General features: G+C 70.9%; 15 protein-coding genes and 1 pseudogene. 11 read left to right on the forward strand and 5 right to left on the reverse strand.

Going from position 1 to position 16571, the window contains the following annotated elements:
- Positions 1-28 precede the first annotated feature (28 nt).
- Positions 29-1336: a M23 family metallopeptidase gene (locus FHU36_RS26845; RefSeq protein WP_185086584.1), complete on the reverse strand. Its 1308-nt coding sequence runs from the start codon at positions 1334-1336 to the stop codon at positions 29-31.
- A 92-nt stretch (positions 1337-1428) separates the two neighbouring features.
- On the opposite strand from FHU36_RS26845, the gene FHU36_RS45870 reads away from it, so the two are divergent.
- Positions 1429-1791, forward strand: a complete 363-nt coding sequence (locus FHU36_RS45870) for an IS3 family transposase (protein ID WP_185086585.1) — start codon at positions 1429-1431, stop codon at positions 1789-1791.
- Positions 1722-2078, forward strand: a pseudogene (locus tag FHU36_RS47055) (helix-turn-helix domain-containing protein); the annotation flags it as partial. The gene FHU36_RS45870 and the pseudogene FHU36_RS47055, both read left to right, overlap by 70 nt.
- A gap of 129 nt (positions 2079-2207) precedes the next feature.
- Here the strand turns inward: FHU36_RS47055 and FHU36_RS26860 are convergent.
- Positions 2208-4010, reverse strand: a complete 1803-nt coding sequence (locus FHU36_RS26860) for an alginate lyase family protein (RefSeq protein ID WP_221496590.1) — start codon at positions 4008-4010, stop codon at positions 2208-2210.
- Between the two features lie 716 nt (positions 4011-4726).
- Here FHU36_RS26860 and FHU36_RS26865 point away from each other — a divergent pair.
- From FHU36_RS26865 to FHU36_RS26875, 3 genes are all read left to right on the forward strand, one after another.
- Entirely contained in the window at positions 4727-4993 is a 267-nt protein-coding gene (locus tag FHU36_RS26865) for a zinc ribbon domain-containing protein (protein WP_312891847.1), read from the forward strand.
- A gap of 290 nt (positions 4994-5283) precedes the next feature.
- Complete coding sequence (locus FHU36_RS26870) at positions 5284-6282, forward strand: SIS domain-containing protein (RefSeq protein ID WP_185086587.1); 999 nt, start codon at positions 5284-5286, stop codon at positions 6280-6282.
- Positions 6283-6359: 77 nt separating this feature from the next.
- The gene (locus FHU36_RS26875) at positions 6360-6992 is read left to right on the forward strand and encodes an HAD family hydrolase (protein ID WP_185086588.1); all 633 of its coding nucleotides are present in this window, start codon (positions 6360-6362) and stop codon (positions 6990-6992) included.
- Between the two features lie 297 nt (positions 6993-7289).
- Here the strand turns inward: FHU36_RS26875 and FHU36_RS26880 are convergent, their stop codons facing one another.
- Entirely contained in the window at positions 7290-8459 is a 1170-nt protein-coding gene (locus FHU36_RS26880) for a LacI family DNA-binding transcriptional regulator (RefSeq protein WP_185086589.1), read from the reverse strand.
- A gap of 104 nt (positions 8460-8563) precedes the next feature.
- Between FHU36_RS26880 and FHU36_RS26885 the strand changes: the two genes are divergently transcribed.
- Genes FHU36_RS26885 through FHU36_RS26900 form a run of 4 tightly spaced genes read left to right on the forward strand, consistent with a single transcriptional unit; the run spans position 8564 to position 12483 of the window.
- Positions 8564-9391, forward strand: a complete 828-nt coding sequence (locus tag FHU36_RS26885; RefSeq protein WP_185086590.1) for a PfkB family carbohydrate kinase — start codon at positions 8564-8566, stop codon at positions 9389-9391.
- On the forward strand, positions 9388-10704 hold the full coding sequence (locus FHU36_RS26890; protein WP_185086591.1) for an ABC transporter substrate-binding protein: 1317 nt from the start codon (positions 9388-9390) through the stop codon (positions 10702-10704). The genes FHU36_RS26885 and FHU36_RS26890 overlap by 4 nt, the downstream gene beginning before the upstream one ends.
- 4 nt (positions 10705-10708) lie before the next feature.
- Positions 10709-11596: a carbohydrate ABC transporter permease gene (locus FHU36_RS26895; protein WP_185086592.1), complete on the forward strand. Its 888-nt coding sequence runs from the start codon at positions 10709-10711 to the stop codon at positions 11594-11596.
- Complete coding sequence (locus FHU36_RS26900) at positions 11593-12483, forward strand: carbohydrate ABC transporter permease (RefSeq protein WP_221496591.1); 891 nt, start codon at positions 11593-11595, stop codon at positions 12481-12483. Before FHU36_RS26895 ends, FHU36_RS26900 begins: the two co-directional genes overlap by 4 nt.
- A 54-nt stretch (positions 12484-12537) precedes the next feature.
- On the opposite strand, the gene FHU36_RS26905 is transcribed toward FHU36_RS26900, so the two are convergent.
- Positions 12538-14094, reverse strand: coding sequence for an MFS transporter (locus FHU36_RS26905; RefSeq protein ID WP_185086593.1), 1557 nt, complete (start codon positions 14092-14094; stop codon positions 12538-12540).
- 57 nt (positions 14095-14151) lie between these two features.
- On the opposite strand from FHU36_RS26905, the gene FHU36_RS26910 reads away from it, so the two are divergent.
- Positions 14152-14556 carry a MerR family transcriptional regulator gene (locus FHU36_RS26910; RefSeq protein ID WP_185086594.1) on the forward strand — a complete coding sequence of 135 codons (405 nt, stop codon included), beginning with the start codon at positions 14152-14154 and terminating at the stop codon, positions 14554-14556.
- A 13-nt stretch (positions 14557-14569) separates the two neighbouring features.
- Here FHU36_RS26910 and FHU36_RS26915 read toward each other — a convergent pair whose 3' ends face one another.
- Complete coding sequence (locus tag FHU36_RS26915; RefSeq protein WP_185086595.1) at positions 14570-15214, reverse strand: TetR/AcrR family transcriptional regulator; 645 nt, start codon at positions 15212-15214, stop codon at positions 14570-14572.
- 78 nt (positions 15215-15292) lie between these two features.
- Here FHU36_RS26915 and FHU36_RS26920 point away from each other — a divergent pair, with 78 nt between their 5' ends.
- Positions 15293-16450, forward strand: coding sequence for an FAD-dependent oxidoreductase (locus FHU36_RS26920; protein WP_185086596.1), 1158 nt, complete (start codon positions 15293-15295; stop codon positions 16448-16450).
- Positions 16451-16571: the final 121 nt, after the last annotated feature.

A 16571-nucleotide genomic window follows, 5' to 3' on the forward strand; every position in this document is an offset into this window, starting at 1 on the left:
TCGGCGCCGGGGTCCATCATGGCGTTTCTCAGGTGACAGTTCCCGGTTGGGCGGACAGGAGGGTCTGGGTCCAGCCGTCGGGGTCGATGGCACCCTGGCCGCCGAGATCGTCGTCTCGGCCGTCGTAGGGGTTGGCGTCGAAGTAGCCGTGCAGGGATCCCTCGGGGCGGTGGCCGTAGTAGACACCTCCGCCCGGTGAGAGCAGATGATCGAAGACCTGCCAGGTGGCGTCACGCAACTGGTAGCGCTGCCAGGAGTCGGCGCCGTTGATCTTGTAGGAGATCAGTTGTCCGGCGGCGGTGGTGCCGAGAATCCAGTCCGGCCCGGTCGTCGTGAGTGTCTTCAAGGCGAAGCCGCTGCCGATGAGGGTGTTGCCGGTGATGTCGGCCAGGGTTGGCTTCGTCTTGGTGAGGTTGTAGCGGCGTAGCACCCCGTTGGCGATGCCGTACAGGTGGCTCTTGCCGTCGTAGGCCAGCAGCTCGTGGGTGTAGCCGCTGCCGAGCAATACCGGCCGTTCGAACGTGACAGTGTCCCGGTTGGAGATGATGTCGACCCGGTACAGCTTGCCGCCGGAGTCGTCCTGGGTGACCAGCAGCGTGTTGTAGTCGAGCGTGGCCATCGCCTTGGGCTTGAACCCCAGGGAGGCGGTCGAGACCTCGGCGCCACGCGTACGCTTCGCGGTCGCCGCGTCGATCTCGGTGTACGTCAGCCGCCCGTCCGGCAGCACCCCGTACACCGACGCGGGCCCCTCAGGGGAACGTGACGGGCAGTTGAAGCTTTCGACGTTGCGCCAGGTCCTGGAGTTCGATTGACCGTAGGTGACGCCGTTGAAGGTTGGCTTGATCCGCTCGGAGCCGGCGAACCCCCAAGAGGCGTCCCCGTCTCCGTTGGCGTCGTAGGCGAGTTCGAAGTGCAGGTGCGGGTGGTCGTTGGACTCCCCTCCGGTCCTGCCGACCTTGCCGATCACCGTTCCCTGCTGCACCCTGTCTCCGGCCGAGACGCCACGGGACTGCAGATGGATGTACGTGGTGAAGTAGCCGCCACCGTGATCGATCTGTACGACGTTGCCGCCGTTCTCGTGGTAGAAGGCCTTGTCCACCCTCCCGGCGGCCGCGGCGACCAAGGTGGCGCCCTCGGTGCCGTGCTGATCGGGCTCCTTCACCATGTCGAGGGCGGGGGCGTGGCCCCAGGTGTCCAGCCGCCACTTCTGCCCGCAGGAGAAGGGGAGCTGGAGGTTCGGTGCGGCTGCGGCGGTGGCGGCGGTCGAGGTCGCGGCCAGGCCGCCGGACACGATCGTGAGGAGCAGGGCACCGCTGGCTAAGGGTCTTTTGAGCACGTCGTTACGTCCGTTTCACAGGGGGTGGGCGACATACGGAGGGATCTCCGTCGTGCCGGGTCGATGCGTACTCGAAAGTAACTTTCGGCGGTATGTCCGCGGTATGTCCGAACGACCGCGGGCGGTGGCGCGCCGTTCAAGCGTTCAAGGAGGAATCCCTGCCGGCCCGGGTGCTGGGTGTGTCGCGCCAGGGCTACTACGCCCGGGCCGCCCGGCAGCAACGCGGCCCGTTGGCGCGAGCTCGCCGCGACGCCGAGCTGACTGAGCAGATTCGCCGACCTCGCCGGGCCTCTGATGAGATCTACGGGGCGCCACGCATCCACGCTGACCTGCGGGAGTTGGATGGGGTCCGGGGAGGTTGTAAGCGGGTGGCCCGGCTGATGCTCCGCCGCTTCGGTCACCGGGACGGCCGCCGGTCAACCGGCGCGAAGAGCGGCAGCGGTTCTGGCGGCTGATCGCCGAAGGGCGCTCGAGTGAGGAGGCCGCTGTCGCGTGCGGCGTGTCGATGCCGTTGGGGCCGCGGTGGTTTCGTGAGGGTGGCGGTATGCCGCCGATCAGCCTGGAGCCGCTCTCGGGCCGCTACCTGTCGTTCGCCGAGCGCGAGGAGATCGCCGTGCTGCGCGCCAAGAAGTGCGGGGTGCGGGAGATCGCCCGCAGTCTGGGACGAGCCCCGTCGACCCGCTCCGCCGCCATTCCGCCAACGGCCAGCTCAGCCCCGCCGAATACGAACGCCGCCACGCGCACAAGAACGCCCAAGACCTCGACCATGCGTCGCCCATGCCGCCACTGTGGAGTCAGGCATCGAGGGCCGGGCCACACTGGAGGACCTCGGAAGGTACCCGGGGTCCTCCAGCGACCGTCGGTTGTTCGGTCAGCTGACGGTGGCGGGTTGGGCGGACAGAAGGGTTTGGGTCCAGCCTTCGGCGCCGACGGCGCTCTGGCTGCTGAGGTCGCCGCCCCGGCCGTCGTAGGGGTTCTGGTCAGCGTAGCGGTGGAGGGAGCCGTCGCTCCGGTGGCCGTAGTACACGCCCCCGCCGGGCGACAGGAGATGGTCGAAGACCTGCCAGGTGGTGTCGCGAAGCTGGTACCTCTGCCAGGAGCCGGGGCCGTTGATCTGGTAGGAGATCAGCTTGCCGTCGGCCGTTGTGCCGAGAATCCAGCCAGGGCCGGTCGCGGTGAGGGTCTTGAGGGTGAAGCCGTCGCCGATGGCGGAGCCGCCGCTGATGTTGTCGATCGTGGGCTTGACCGCATTGACGGTGTAGCGGCGCAGGGTCCCGTCGGCGATGCCGAACAGGTGGCCGTTGCCGTCGTAGGCGAGGAGGTCGTGGGTGTAACCGCTGCCGAGATAGACAGGCCGCTGGAAGGTGAGACTGTCACGATTGCTCTGGATATCGACCCGGTAGAGCCGGCCCTCCGGCCCCTTCTCGGTGACCAGGAGCGTATTGAAGTCCAGCGTCGCCATCGCCTTGGGGGTGAAACCCAGAGTGGCCGTGGATACAAAGGCGCCACGCGTGCGCTGTCCGGTAGCGGCATCAATGGCGGTGTAGGTCAACTTCCCGTCCGGCATCGCCCCGTAAACCGAGGCGCTCTCCACGGAGGAGGCGGCGGGGTTCTGCGCGTGGGTGAGGGTCTCCCAGCCCAGGAAGTGCGACACCCCTGCGGGTCTTTTCTGCTCGACCCACTGCTTGGCGTACGGCATGTCGTAGCCGAGTCCGTGGTGCAGGGCGTTGTAGCCGACCTCGAAGTGGTCCCCGAGGTTGCGGGTGACCTTTCCCTTGCACAGCCACGACGGGATCGTCCCGCCCAGTTGCAATTTGGCGTGGAAGTCCATCGCGAACCGCAGCCGATGCTTGGCCTTGGCGTACAGGTCGAGGCCCTGGATGCGGGCGGTCTCCGCGACGTGGGAGATGGCCGCGATGCCCCATCCGGTGTGCCAGAAGTCGCGGCACGTCTCCTGGGCCAGGCCGTCCACGAACGCGGTCTGCCCGTGCCAGTAGTCGATGATCTCGGCCTTGGTGTCGTACTTGCTGTTCGGCGGCGCCTTGGGCAGCGAGCCGTCCGTCTTCAGGTAGATGTAGGCGGGCAGCCTGCCGCGCCAGGTCGCGACAGCTCGGTCGAACGAGGCCCGGTCGTCCAGGTGCACGGCGATGCCGATGGCGGCATCCGTCATGATCAGTTCCCAGTTGCCGTTGTTGTCGGGCCTTCCGGCGATCAGGGTCGGGAGGTACACGGTGCGCAGCTTGCCGGCGAAGCGGCCGGCCTGGCTCCAGCCGCCGTAGGTGTGCTTGATGAGCTCGGCGGCGCGGGAGAAGTTGGCCCCCGCCCAGCCCGTCTGCAGCGGTGCGTTGCTCCCGGTGTGCTTGGTGATCACAGCTGACCAGGCGTCCATGATCTGGATCGCCTTCTTCGCGTAGCGGGCGTCCTTGGTCAGGTACCACTGCAGGGCGTGCGTGTAGGCCGCCATGGCATCCTCGCGCTCGTCCGAGCAGCCATTGTCGGGAATGGAATTCCCGCCGCAGTTCACCTCGGCGCGGGGCTTGGCCGTGTAGGACAGCGAGGCGTAGGAGTGACGTTGCAGTTTTCTCCAGGCGGCTCGCCACGGCTCCTTGTCCAGGTTGGCTCTGACGAAGTCGAGCTGAGCCCGGCTGACCAGGACCCCAGGATGCTTGAACACAGCAGCCTGCGCGGGTTGCGGGACAGCTAGCGCGGCGGCCACGAGCATGGCGGCAGCAACAGGACGAGCGAGACGCACGGGATTCCTTTCCCAAAGGGAACTGGCTGGACAGAGAACGGCATAGCTGGGGGTTACGGGCGGTCGGAGTCAGACGCCCTGGGAGGTGACGAAGGCGTTCGGGGCGGGCCTTCCAGCGGGTGGCCGACGTTCGCGGCCCCTCACTCCTGTGCCAATCGCAGACCACCGATCGCCCTGGACGCGACGCGGCGCGCGATCTCACGCATGCTTGTCATCACTTTCTCCCTGTGACCGCGGCACCTGGCCAACGGCGGAAGCGGCAGTCCTGCGGAGCGCCAAGGCCGACCGTGCCGATTACAGGAGCGCCGACCCGGTTCGTTCCTCACCTTGCTCGTGCGCCTCTGCGGACGCGGAGCGATGGTAGTTCAGCCTGGTATGTCGGCGGTATGTCGTCACTTTCGCGCAGCGCGTGGAGTTCGCCGCGCTGCAAACGGCCGCCGCCGCGGCGCAGGTTGTCGATGAACCGAGGTTCTTCCGTGTCTGAGGTGCCGCACCCGGACCGGACGGTGAAGGCCGGTGGCTGCCCAACGGGGCGGCCGCCAAGTCCGGGCTGAACAAGGGCATCCTGGACGCGGGTTGGGGGTTTCCTGACGATCCTGTCGCACAAGGCTGAAAGCGCCGGTCGAGAGCTGATCGCGGTGAACCCCGCCAACACCTCCCGCACCTGCTCGCGATGCGGGCATTGCCCGAAGGAGAACCGCGTCACCCAGGCCGGGTTCCGATGCACGGCGTGCGGGCACACCGCGCACGCCGACGTGAACGCGGCGGTCAACATCCTTGGGGCAGGGCCTGCCCTTCGCGACGCCGCGCGAGCGGCCTGGCGAGAAGCCGCTCCCTTCAGGAGCGGAGGAGTCACGCCGGGAAAGAACGCGCCGCTCAGTACCAGCGCGGCGGCCGTGTCGTAGTAGAAGTCGCAGAACTCGATGGCCGTGCCGACGAGGGTGGCGGCGGCGGCCGCGCGCCGCCGCGCCCGGGGTGCGGGTGGGAACCGTCATGTCGCCTCGCTCCGGGGGCGTGGGAGACGCGTAGAGGTTACTCCACCACTCTCCGTGTCCGTCCTTCCTGGTGATCGACCGTAGGGGCGACGACGGGTTGCTCACATCCTCCCCCTTGACGGGCTCTCGTTCTGAGTGAGAACGTTACCAACGCATCATTGAGAACGTTCTCAAATCCTTGAGACGCGAACGGAGACACCGTGACTCTGCTGCCCCTGAAACCGATCGAGTCCGACCTGGCCGACAAGGCGCGCGCGACGATCAGCCAGCGGCCCCAGCTGGAGGAGCTCGTCGCCCAGGCCACCGCCAAGGGCCTGCGCAACGTCTTCTTCGTGGGCGCCGGCGGCTCCCTCATCGCCTCCTACCCCGGCCACTACCTTCTGGAGCGGGAGGACACCTGCCCCGTCTACAAGCTGCAGAGCGACGAGCTCAACACCGGGCGCACCAAGCGGATGGGCGAGGGCTCGCTGGTCTTCCTCGCCTCCTACACCGGCAAGACCAAGGAGACCGTCGCCGCCGCCCGGTACGCCCGCAGCACGGGCGCGACCGTGGCCGTGGTGACCAAGGAGGGCGGCCCCCTCGCCGACGCGGCGAACGTCGCCTTCACCGGTCAGAGTGACCTGTTCCTGCAGCTCGCCGCGTACGCCGTGATGCGGCAGGGCGGCGTCTCGCGTGACTGGGCACTGCTCGACCGGGCCCTGGACGCCCTCCCCGACGCCCTCGTCTCCGCCGCCGAGGAGCACGAGGAGCGGGCACGCGTCATCGCCGAGACGCTGAAGGACGAGCCGATCACCTACGTGCTCGGCTCCGGCCCCAGCTTCAACTGGGCGTACGGGCTGGCCATGTGTTTCCTTCAGGAGATGCAGTGGAAGCACGCGGCGGGCTTCAACTCCGGCGAGTTCTTCCAGGGCGCGTTCGAGGTCGTCAACGACGACGTGGCGGTCATCAACCTGCTCGGCGAGGACGCGTCGCGGCCCATGGCCGAGCGGGCCAAGCGGTTCCTCGACACGTACGCGAGCAAGAAGACCTTCCACATCGACACGGCCGAACTGGCCCTGCCCGGGATCCCGGCGGAGCTGCGCGGCGAGATGTCCCCGCTGGTCATCGCGGTGCTGATGGACCGGCTCGCCCGCCACTACGAGGCGATCCGCGGCCACGACCTGGACAAGCGGAACTACATGTTCAAGGTGGACTACTGATCGGACGGCCGGGCGGCGCTCTTCCCGCCGCCCGGCCGGTCCCCTCGGAACCAGCGGAACCAGCGGAAGGAGGCCGGTTGGCCACCGAACTCGTCATCCTCGACTGCGACGGCGTGCTGGTGGACAGCGAACGGATCGCGGCACGGGTGGGCACGGCCGCGCTGCGCCGGCTGGGATGGGAGATCGGCGAGCGGGAGTTCGCCGCCCGGTTCGTCGGCTGCAGCGAGGAGCACTGGCTGCGGGCCGTCGGCCCGGACGTCCCGCCCGGCTGGCACGAGCGGCTCGCCGCCGAACACGTGGCCGCGGTCGAGGCGGAGCTGGCCCCCGTCCCGGGCATGCCGGAGGCGCTGGCCCGCATCGCCCTGCCCACCTGCGTCGCCTCGAACGGCGGCCACACCAAGATCGCCCGTAGCCTCCGGCTCACCGGCCTGGCGAAGCGGTTCGCGGGCCGGGTGTTCAGCGCCGAGGACGTGGCGCGGGGCAAGCCGGCCCCCGACCTGTTCCTGCACGCGGCGGCGACGCTGGGGACGGCTCCGGAGCGGTGCGTGGTGGTGGAGGACAGCCCGTTCGGCGTGGCGGCGGCGCGGGCGGCCGGGATGCGCTGTCTGGGGTTCACCGGGGGGCTCACGCCGGCCGGGCGACTGTCGGGGGCGACTGCCCTGTTCGACGATCCGAGCGACCTGCCCGCGCTGCTGGCGGCCCTCACCTGACCCGCCCTCACCCGACCCGCCCTCACGTGACCCGCCCTCACCCGACGCACGTGACCGGCCCTCACTCGACCGGCCCTCACCCGACGCACGTGACCGGCCCTCACTCGACCGGCCCTCACCCGACGCACGTGACCGGCCCTCACTCGACCGGCCCTCAGAGTACGAGCCTCTACGGGCAGGGCCTCACGAACGGGCGTCAGGGGACGGGCTGCCGCCCGAGGCACTGGCGGTCCGCGCGCACGCCGAAGACCCGTGGGGGCCGGCCCGCGCACTCGCCGACAACCCCGCACGCGGCGGTCACAGCAGGGAGCGCGCCGACTCCCGCTCGATGAAGCGGGTCGGCAGGCGGCGGTGGGTGACGCGCCTCTCGCTGCCCTGCACCCGGTCGAGCAGCAGCCGACCCGCCTCGGCCCCCAGCTCGTAGATCGGCTGGGCCACCACGCTCAGCGGCGGTGAGATCGCCTCGGCCCAGTCGGCGTCGTCGAACGACACCAGCGACACGTCCGCCGGGCAGCGCAGCCCGAGGCGCCGCAGCGCCTGCAGCACGCCCAGGGCGAGGAGGCTGTCGAGCGCGAGGATCGCGGTCGGCGGTTCGGGCAGGGCGAGCAGCCGGGTGGTCGCCTCGGCCGCGTCTTCCCGGCGGAAGCCCTCGGCGCTGACCAACTCGGGCCGGGGTTCGACGCCCGCTTCGAGCAGCGCGTCGCGGTAGCCGGCGGTGCGGGCGCCGACCGTGGTGCCGGCGATCCGCTCGACGCCGCGCAGCCCGGGGCGGGCCAGCTTGGCGCGCAGGTGTTCGTCGCCGCCGGTCAGTAAGGCGATGGAGCGGTGCCCCAGCTTGAGCAGGCGTTCGGTGGCGTCCCTGGCGGCGGCGCGGTTGTCGATGCCGACCGTGTCGGCGTCGAGGCCGGGCACGCGGCGGTCGAGCAGCACGACCGGGATGCCGGCGTCGATCACGGCCTTGAGCGTGTCGCGGTCGGCGGCGTCGGTCGGCGCGACGACCATGCCGTCGACCCGCCGCTCGGCGAGCACGCCGAGGGCCTTGCGCTCGAGCGTGAGGTCCTCGTCGGTGTTGACCAGCAGCACCTCCCAGCCCTTCGCGTGGGCGGTGTCGGCGATGCCGCGCAGGGCGCGTGAGAAGAACGGGTTCTCGATGTCGGGGACGAGCACGCCGAGCGTGTGCGTCAGCCCGGTGATCATGCTGCGGGCCAGGCTGTTGGCCCGGTAGCCGAGCCGCTCGGCCGCGGCCAGGACGGCCTCGCGGCTCTTGGCGCTCACCGAGCCGTAGCCGCCAAGGGCCCGGCCGGCCGTCGCCGTGGACACCCCGGCCTCCTTGGCGACCACCTCGATCGACGGCATGATCCGCCGTACGCCGCCGCTGCCGCTCATGCGCACCCCCGGTGCTGTGGACGTGTTGAGGACATCATCCCCCGTGCCCGCACCCGCGTGCGGCGCGAAGGAGGTGATCAACGGGCCACCGTAGCGGATTCGGCGGCAACCCTTGACACGGGTCCCGCGGATTGAGAACGTTCTCACCCAAGTGAGTGAGAACCTTCCCAGTCACAGGAGCCCGTGTGAAACCACGCCTGGTGGCCGTCGGGGACAACGTCGTCGACTGCTATCCCGACCTCGGCGTCATGTACCCCGGCGGGAACGCCCTCAACGTCGCCGTCCACGCCCGCCGGCTGGGCGCCGAATCCGGCTACCTCGGCGCGCTGGGCACCGACGCGGCGGGGCGCGTGGTGCGCGGCGCGCTCGCCGCCGAGGACGTGGACGTGTCGCTGACGCGCACCGTCGACGGCCCGAACGCCACCGCCACCGTCCGCCTCGTCGACGGCGAGCGCCGCTTCACCGGCGGCGACGCGGGCGTCTCGCGTTTCCGGCTGTCCCACGCCGACCTCGACCGGATCGCCGAGGCCGACCTCGTCCACACCGGTGAGTGCTCGTTCATGGAGGACCAGCTCGCGGACCTGGCGGCGAGCGCGAGGCGGCTGTCCTTCGACTTCTCCGAACGCCCCTGGGGCTACGTCGCCGCGCACGCGCACCACGCCGGCGTCGCCGTCGTCTCCGCTCCCTCCGGCTCGCGCGATCGGGCGGTCGCGCTGGCGCGGCGGGTGCAGGAGCTCGGCCCGGCCACCGTGGCCGTCACGCTCGGCTCGGCCGGAGCCGTGCTGGTCTGCGGTGACGATGCCGCCTGGGCGCCCGCCGAACCCGTCAGCGTGGTCGACACGCTCGGGGCCGGCGACGCGTTCATCGCCCGACTGCTCGTCGGCCTCGTCCGCGACGAGGACCTCCCGGACCTCATCGCGGCGGCCACCTCCTACGCCTCTCGTGCCTGCACCTCCTACGGCGCATTCGGGCACGAGGCACCCCTGCACAGCAGCACCAAGGAGTCAGCATGACCAAGCCCCGCTGGAGCGCGCTCTCCCTCGTCACCGTCCTGGTCGCGGCCGCCGGTTGCGGCGGCGGGTCCGGCACGGCGCCCGCCGCCACGGCCGACCTGTCGGCGCCCAAGGAGAAGGCGGGCACGCTGACGATGGTCACCAAGTTCGCCGACCCCGAGTACGCCCCGTACTTCGAGAAGGTCGTCGCGGCCTACGAGGCGGCCAACCCGAAGGTGGACGTCAAGCTCGAACAGGTCGGCGACCAGCCGTACAAGGACAAGATCCGCGTGCTGAGCGCCTCGCGCGACCTGCCCGACATCTACTTCTCGTGGGCCGGCGACTTCGCGAACAAGTTCGTGCGGGCCGGGCTGGCGGCCGACCTGACCGGCGTCATCGGGCCGGGCACGCCGTGGGGCTCGACGTTCGCGCCCGCCGCGCTCAAGGCGTTCGAGTACGGCGGCAAGAACTACGGCATGCCGATCAACCTCGACGGCAAGTACATGGTCTACAACAAGACCGTCCTGGACAAGGCGGGCGTCACGCCGCCGGCCTCGTTCGAGGACCTGCTGTCGGCCTGCGACAAGCTGAAGGCGGCGGGTGTCCAGCCGATCGCGTTCGGCAACCAGTACGGCTGGGCGGCGATCCACTACATCACCCAGCTCAACGCCTACGGCGTGCCGGCCAGGACGCTGGAGGACGACTACAACCCGGCGACCGGCGCCTTCACCGACCCCGGGTACGTCACGGCGCTCCAGCGGTTCAAGGATCTGGTGGCGCGCTGCGGCACCAAGGACGCCAACGGGCTGTCGCACGAGACCGCGCAGGCGCAGTTCCTGGCGGGCAAGGCGGGCATGCACTACGTCGAGACGGTCGAGTTCGACGTGTTCACCAAGGCCGAGCCTGCCATCGAGTGGAGCTTCTTCCGCCTGCCGGTCCCGGCGGGGGCGGCAGGCGACGCGACCGCGCTGACGGGCGCCCCCGACGGGTTCCTGGTCAATGCCCGGAGCCAGAACGCGGGGCTCGCGGTGGACTTCCTGAAGTTCCTGTCCAGCAAGGAGAACGCGGCGGCGATCACCAAGGACATCGGCTGGCTCAGCCCGGTCAAGGACTCGGCCACCGCCGGCAACGCCTACCCGCAGCTCACCGACGCCCTGACCGACATCGACAAGGCCACGAGCTTCGCGATCTGGCTGGACACCGTGACGCACGCGGAGGTCGCGAGCGCCTACCTGTCCGGGGTCGAGGGGATGCTGTCCGGGTCCCGCACGCCCGAGCAGGTGATGGAGGGCGTGCGCGCGGCGGCCGCGAAGGCGAAGAAGGAGGTCGGCTGACACCATGGGCACCCTGCTGACACGCTGGCGCACGTGGCTGTGGGTGCTGCCCGCCGTCGCCCTGCTGCTGGTGTTCGTCTACTACCCGATCGTGGACAACCTGCGGCTGAGCTTCTTCTCCTGGAACGCCTTCTCGCCCGAGCCGCGCTTCGTGGGCCTGGACAACTACGCCGAGACGTTCGCCGACCCGGTGTTCTGGCGGGCACTGCTCAACAACACCGCCTACGCCGTGGTGTCGCTGGTGTTCCAGGCGGGGCTGTCGCTGGTGCTGGCCGCGCTGCTGGAGGAGCTCGTCGGCAAGCGGATGCGCGGGCTGCTGCGGACGCTGTACTTCATCCCGGCGGCCATGTCGATCACCGTGGTCGGCGTGCTGTTCTCGTTCCTCTACAACCCCCGCTACGGCCTGGTGAACGCGGCGCTCGACGCCGTCGGCCTCGGCCACCTGGGCCGGGCGTGGCTGGGCGAGGAGTCCTCGGCCATCTGGAGCGTCATCGCGATGAGCCAGTGGCAGTCGGTCGGCTACACCGCCGTGCTGTTCGTGGTGGCCATCCAGCGCATCCCCCGGGAGTACTACGAGGCGGCCAGGGTGGACGGGAGCGGCGCGGTGCGCATGTTCTTCTCCATCACCCTGCCGATGGTGCGCGAGATGACCACGCTGATCGTCATCCTCACGATCTCGGGGGCGTTCCTGGTGTTCAACGAGGTCATGGTGATGACGGCCGGCGGGCCCGACAACTCCAGCCAGGTGCTGGGGACGTGGCTGTACCGCAAGGCCTTCTTCGAGGACGACATGGGCTACGCCGCGACCGTGGCCACGGTGATCTTCGTCATCACGTTCGCCATCGCGGCCCTGCAACTGGCCGTCTCGCGCCGCCGGAGGTACGACGCATGATCGCACTGGGATCCTCGATGGAGCGGCCGGCGGCCTCGCACGGCGGCACGGCCCGCGCCTCGCTGGGCGTGCGGGCGTTGGCGGGGCGGCTGCTGGGGTGGAGCCTGCTCGGGGCGTTCGCCGTGGCGATGCTGTATCCGGTGCTGTGGATGGTGCTCAGCGGGTTCAAGGACAACCAGGAGATCTTCAACCAGCCGTGGGCGCCGCCCGGCGAGCTGCGCTGGGAGAACTACGCCCGCGCCTGGGACCTGGGTGTCGTCCGCTACTTCGGCAACAGCGTGATCGTCACCGGGGCGTCGATCGTGGCCACCACGCTGATCAGCGCGTGGGCGGCGTACGGGTTGTGCCGGCTGCGGCTGCCGTTCGGCAACGCGGTGGCGCTGCTGGTGCTGGGCGGGCTGCTGCTGTCGCCGACGGTGGCGCTGATCCCGCTGTTCCGGCTGCTGACGTCGATCGGGCTGTTCGACACGCACTGGGCGCTGATCGTGCTGTACACGGCCTTCCGGATCCCGTTCACGATCTTCCTCATCCGGGCGTACATGATCGAGCTGCCGCGGGCGGTGGACGAGGCTGCCACCATCGACGGGGCCACGCGGACGCAGATCTTCTGGCGGGTGATCCTGCCGATGTGCCGTCCGATCCTGGTGTCGGCGGCGCTGTTGCAGGCGCTGTTCGCGTGGAACGAGTTCGCGTTCGCGCTGGTGTTCATCAGTGACGAGTCGTTGAAGACGTTGCCGGTCGGGCTGGTGGCCATGCAGAGCCGGCTGCTGACGGACTGGCCGGTGGTGCTGGCGGGCCTGACCATGGCGGCCCTGCCGACGATCCTGCTGTTCCTGGTGGGGCAGCGGCAGTTCCTGCGCGGCCTGACGGAGGGGGTCGGCAAGTAGCCCGGACGGCCGGTGTGGGGGTGTGCCCGTGCCCCACCCCCGAACCGGCCGTCCTCAGGGCCGGGCGCCTTCGTCCTCCGCTGCGGGCGGGGGCCGCAGCGCCGCCGTGGACAGCACGGCCAGAGCGAGGGCGACCACGGCGGCGATGCCGGCGACGACGGTGAAGGAGCCGACGAACGCCTCCCGCGCCCCGTCGAGCAGCCGGGCGGCCACAGGGGGTGTGAGCTGGGCGGCGGCGGTGACGGCGGCCTCGACGGAGTCACGGACGGCCTCGGTCACGGCGGGGGCGAGGCCCGGCGATCCGGCGACGGGATCCGCCGCGCGGTACGCCACGGTGCCGATGCTGCCCAGGACGGCCACGCCGAAGGCCAGCCCCAGCTCCGTGCCCGTCTCGGAGACGGCGGACGCCGAGCCCGCCCGCTCGGGCGGGGCGGAGCCGACGACCAGGTCGGTGCCCAGCGCCAGCATCGGCCCTTGACCGACATAGACGACCACCAGACCGGTGACCAGGAGCGGCAGGCCGGAGGTCCGGTCGAGCAGCGCGAGCATCAGGAAGCCGGCCGCCGAGACTGCCAGGGACCCGGCGATCACGTGTCGTACCGGCAGCCGCCGCGCCAGCGCCGGGGCCGCGGTCGAGGTGACGATCATGGCCACGGCCGAGGGCACCAGCCACAGGCCCGCCGCCAGCGGGGACAGGCCCTCGACCTGCTGGAGGTAGCGGGTGGCGAACAGGTACGTGCCGGCGGTGACGGCGAGCGTGGCGAACAGCACGACCAGGGTGACGCTGAAGACCTTCCGCCGGAAGAGGCCCACGTCCAGCAGGGGGTCGGCGAGCCGGCGCTGCCGCCGCCAGAAGACCGCGCCCGCGGCGGCGCCGAGCGCGATGGCGAGCAGCCCCTGCGGCAGGCCGCCCCCGTGCGAGATCCCCTTGATGCCGTAGACGATCGCCAGCATGGCCGCGATCGACAGCACCACGCTCGTCCGGTCCACCCGACCGGCCGTGCCTGCGCGGTGCTCCGGGAGCATGACCGGCGCGGCCACCGCCAGCAGCGCCATGACCGGGACCGCGATCAGGAACACCGACCCCCACCAGAACCACTCCAGCAGGGCCCCGCCGACCACCGGCCCCAGGGCGACCCCGCCCGACAGGCACGCCGCCCAGATCCCGATCGCGGTCGCCCGCTGGCCGGGCGACCGGAACATGTCACTGATCAGGGCCAGGGTCGACGGCATCAACGTGGCCCCGGCCACGCCCAGCAGTCCACGCGCCGCGATCAGCGCCTCGGCGCTGGGCGCGTAGGCGGCGACCACCGAGGCGGCGGCGAACGCCACGGCCCCGGCCGTCAGCAGCCGGCGGCGGCCGAGGCGGTCGCCGAGCGTCCCCATCGCCACCAGGCATCCGGCGATCAGGAACCCGTAGACGTCGGTGATCCACAACAGTTGCGCACCCGTCGGCCGCAGGTCCGCCGCCAGATGGGGCAACGCCAGGTAGAGCACCGTCACGTCCATGGCCAGCAGCAGGGTCGGCAGAGCGAGGACCGCGAGCCCGGCCCATTGGCGCGGCCCGGCGGTCGCGGCGGCCGGCGTCGACCGGCTTGTCAGGTTCGTCATGAAGGGAACGGTAAAGTCTCACATTAATGTGAGAGTCAACCTCTGAAGGGCGGCCGCATGCGTATCGGAGAGTTGCACAGACGCACCGGGGTCAGCCAGCGGTCGCTGCGCTACTACGAGGAGCAGGGCCTGCTGCGGCCCAGCCGGCTGGCCAGCGGCTACCGCGAGTACGACGAGTCGGATGTCGCGACCGTCAGGCACATCCGCACCCTCCTCGCCGCCGGCCTGCACACGACCACCATCGCCGACCTGCTGCCCTGCATGGGCAGCGACGGCGACCGGCTCATCGCCGACTGCCCCGAGCTTCTCGTGGACCTGCTCCGCGAGCGTGACCGGCTCACGGCGGCCATCCGCGACCTGGAGGCCGCCTGCGACACCCTCGGGTCCGTCATCGCGACCGCTCCGCCCGAGACCGAGAGGGCGGCCGCCGCCCTGCTGTCCGCCACCGCTGCGACCCCCTAGAGGACCCGTCACGTCAGGACCCGTCGCGGTCTCCGCGCGGTGGTCCGGCGAGCCCGTGGAGCAGGAGCTCGGTGAGGGTGTCGATGACGTCGTCGTCGCGGTGGCCGGGGCCGTGCGCGCCCGCCGTCAGGACGGCGTAGCCGAGCGTGGAGAGCATCGCCCCCATGGCGGCGGCGACCAGTCGCGGGTCGCCCGGGAGCCGGTGGCCCCGCTCGCGCAGGTGCTCCAGGTGGTCGCGGAAGGTGGCCGTCTCGTCCTCCAGCCGGCGCCACAGCTCCCCGGACTCCGGCGGCGCGGCCATCGACGACTGCATCAGCGCCACCATCACCGGCAGGTGGTCACGGAAGACGTGCCAGGCGATGGCGAGGTGCTCGCGTAGCTGGGCGGGGTCGGTCAGGTCGTGCTCGTGGCCGTGGTCGGCCGGCCGCCCGCCCGCTGCGAGCTCGGCGTCGGCCTGGGCGTTCATGTCGGCCAGCAGCGCCTGGAGGAGCTCCTCCTTGCCGGCGAAGTGGTCGTAGAACGAGCCCGTGGCCCGCCCGGCGGCGGCCGTGATGTCGCCGATCTTCGTGTTGAGGTAGCCGCGTTCGGCGAACAGCCTCCTGGCGGCGTCCTTCAGCGCCGCCTCCGTCTCGGCCGCCCGCGCCTTGCGCACACCCATGCCTTGACCTCCCTCTGTCACGGACATCATACTGAACCGCGATTCGCCGAATATTGATTCAGTGAAAGGTGATTCAGTATGAAGGTCATCGTCGCGGGCGGCGGGGTCGCGGGGGCCGCCACCGCCATCGCGCTGCGCCGGGTCGGCGCGGAGGTCACGGTCCACGAGGCGTACGAGGATCCGGCGGGTCCGGTCGGCTCGTTCCTCAGCGTGGCCGTCAACGGGCTCCGGGCGCTGGAACCGCTCGGCTGCCTGGAGGAGGTGCGGCGGGCCGGGTTCGCCGTGCCGAGGCAGCGGATGTGGTCGGGCTCGGGCAGGCTCCTCGGGGACGTGCCCCGTGGCCGGTCGTCCGGCGACGCGTTGCACAGCGTCACGCTCATGCGGGCCGACCTGGTGCGGGTGCTGCGCGAGCAGGCCCTGCGGTCGGGGGCACGCGTCGTCACCGGCACCCGCGTGACGGGCGCGACTCCTGACACGGGCGCCGGCGGCGTGCGGGTGCGGTTCGAGGACGGCGGCGCCGTCACCGCGGATCTGCTGGTCGGCGCCGACGGCCTCTGGTCGGCCACCCGGCGGGTCCTCGACCCGGCCGCGCCCGTGCCGCGCTATGCCGGGCTCTACCACGTGTCCGGCGTCGCCGAGGGCCTGGACCTGGAACCCGGGGTCTTCAACATGGTCTTCGCCCGGGGCGGCGCCTTCCTCTACCTCCCCGCGCCGGACGGGGCCGTGTGGTGGTCGGCGCAGGTGGCCGACCCCGCTCCCCCGGACCTCGCGGACGTGCGACTGGAGGGGCTGGCGGAGGTCTACCGGCACGAACGGCTGCCCCGCGAGATCATGGCGGCCTCGACCGGCCTCCACCGCCCCACGCTGGGTCACGTCCTGGACGCGGTGCCGGTCTGGCACGACGACCGGACCGTGCTCGTCGGCGACGCCGCCCACCCGGTCGGCGCCGGACAGGGCGCGTCCATGGCGCTGGAGGACGCCGTGGTGCTCGCCCGCGAGCTGGAGCGGGCGGCCTCGGTCCCGGCCGCGCTGGCCGGCTACGAACGGGCGCGGCGCCTCCGCGTGGCCAGGATGGTGAAGGCGGCCCTGGCCAACCGCGACGCCAAGACGGCGGGCCCGCTGGGCCGCTGGACACGCGACCTGGTCATGCCCGTCTTCTTCCGCCACTTCTTCGGCAGGGCGACGGCCTGGCTCTACACCCACGACCTGGACTGGCGGCCCAGGGTCGGCGCGTGAGCTTGACCTCATCCGCGCTTGAGGTCGCACAGCGGGGTCATGGAGACCTTCGAGATCGGCGTGATCCTGCCCGGGATCGCCGTCCAGCGACGTCCGACGTGAACTCCGTGCTGATCCGCGG

Origin of the sequence: Nonomuraea muscovyensis (genome assembly GCF_014207745.1) — a bacterium.
Taxonomy (GTDB): Bacteria; Actinomycetota; Actinomycetes; order Streptosporangiales; family Streptosporangiaceae; genus Nonomuraea; species Nonomuraea muscovyensis.

Bases quoted from the DNA above. Each gene is read 5' to 3' on its own strand.
- FHU36_RS45870 (WP_185086585.1), top strand. From the start codon at position 1,429: ATGTCCGCGGTATGTCCGAACGACCGCGGGCGGTGGCGCGCCGTTCAA.
- FHU36_RS26890 (WP_185086591.1), top strand. From the start codon at position 9,388: ATGACCAAGCCCCGCTGGAGCGCGCTCTCCCTCGTCACCGTCCTGGTC.
- FHU36_RS26895 (WP_185086592.1), top strand. From the start codon at position 10,709: ATGGGCACCCTGCTGACACGCTGGCGCACGTGGCTGTGGGTGCTGCCC.
- FHU36_RS26900 (WP_221496591.1), top strand. From the start codon at position 11,593: ATGATCGCACTGGGATCCTCGATGGAGCGGCCGGCGGCCTCGCACGGC.
- FHU36_RS26905 (WP_185086593.1), bottom strand. From the start codon at position 14,094: ATGACGAACCTGACAAGCCGGTCGACGCCGGCCGCCGCGACCGCCGGG.
- FHU36_RS26910 (WP_185086594.1), top strand. From the start codon at position 14,152: ATGCGTATCGGAGAGTTGCACAGACGCACCGGGGTCAGCCAGCGGTCG.
- FHU36_RS26915 (WP_185086595.1), bottom strand. From the start codon at position 15,214: ATGGGTGTGCGCAAGGCGCGGGCGGCCGAGACGGAGGCGGCGCTGAAG.
- FHU36_RS26920 (WP_185086596.1), top strand. From the start codon at position 15,293: ATGAAGGTCATCGTCGCGGGCGGCGGGGTCGCGGGGGCCGCCACCGCC.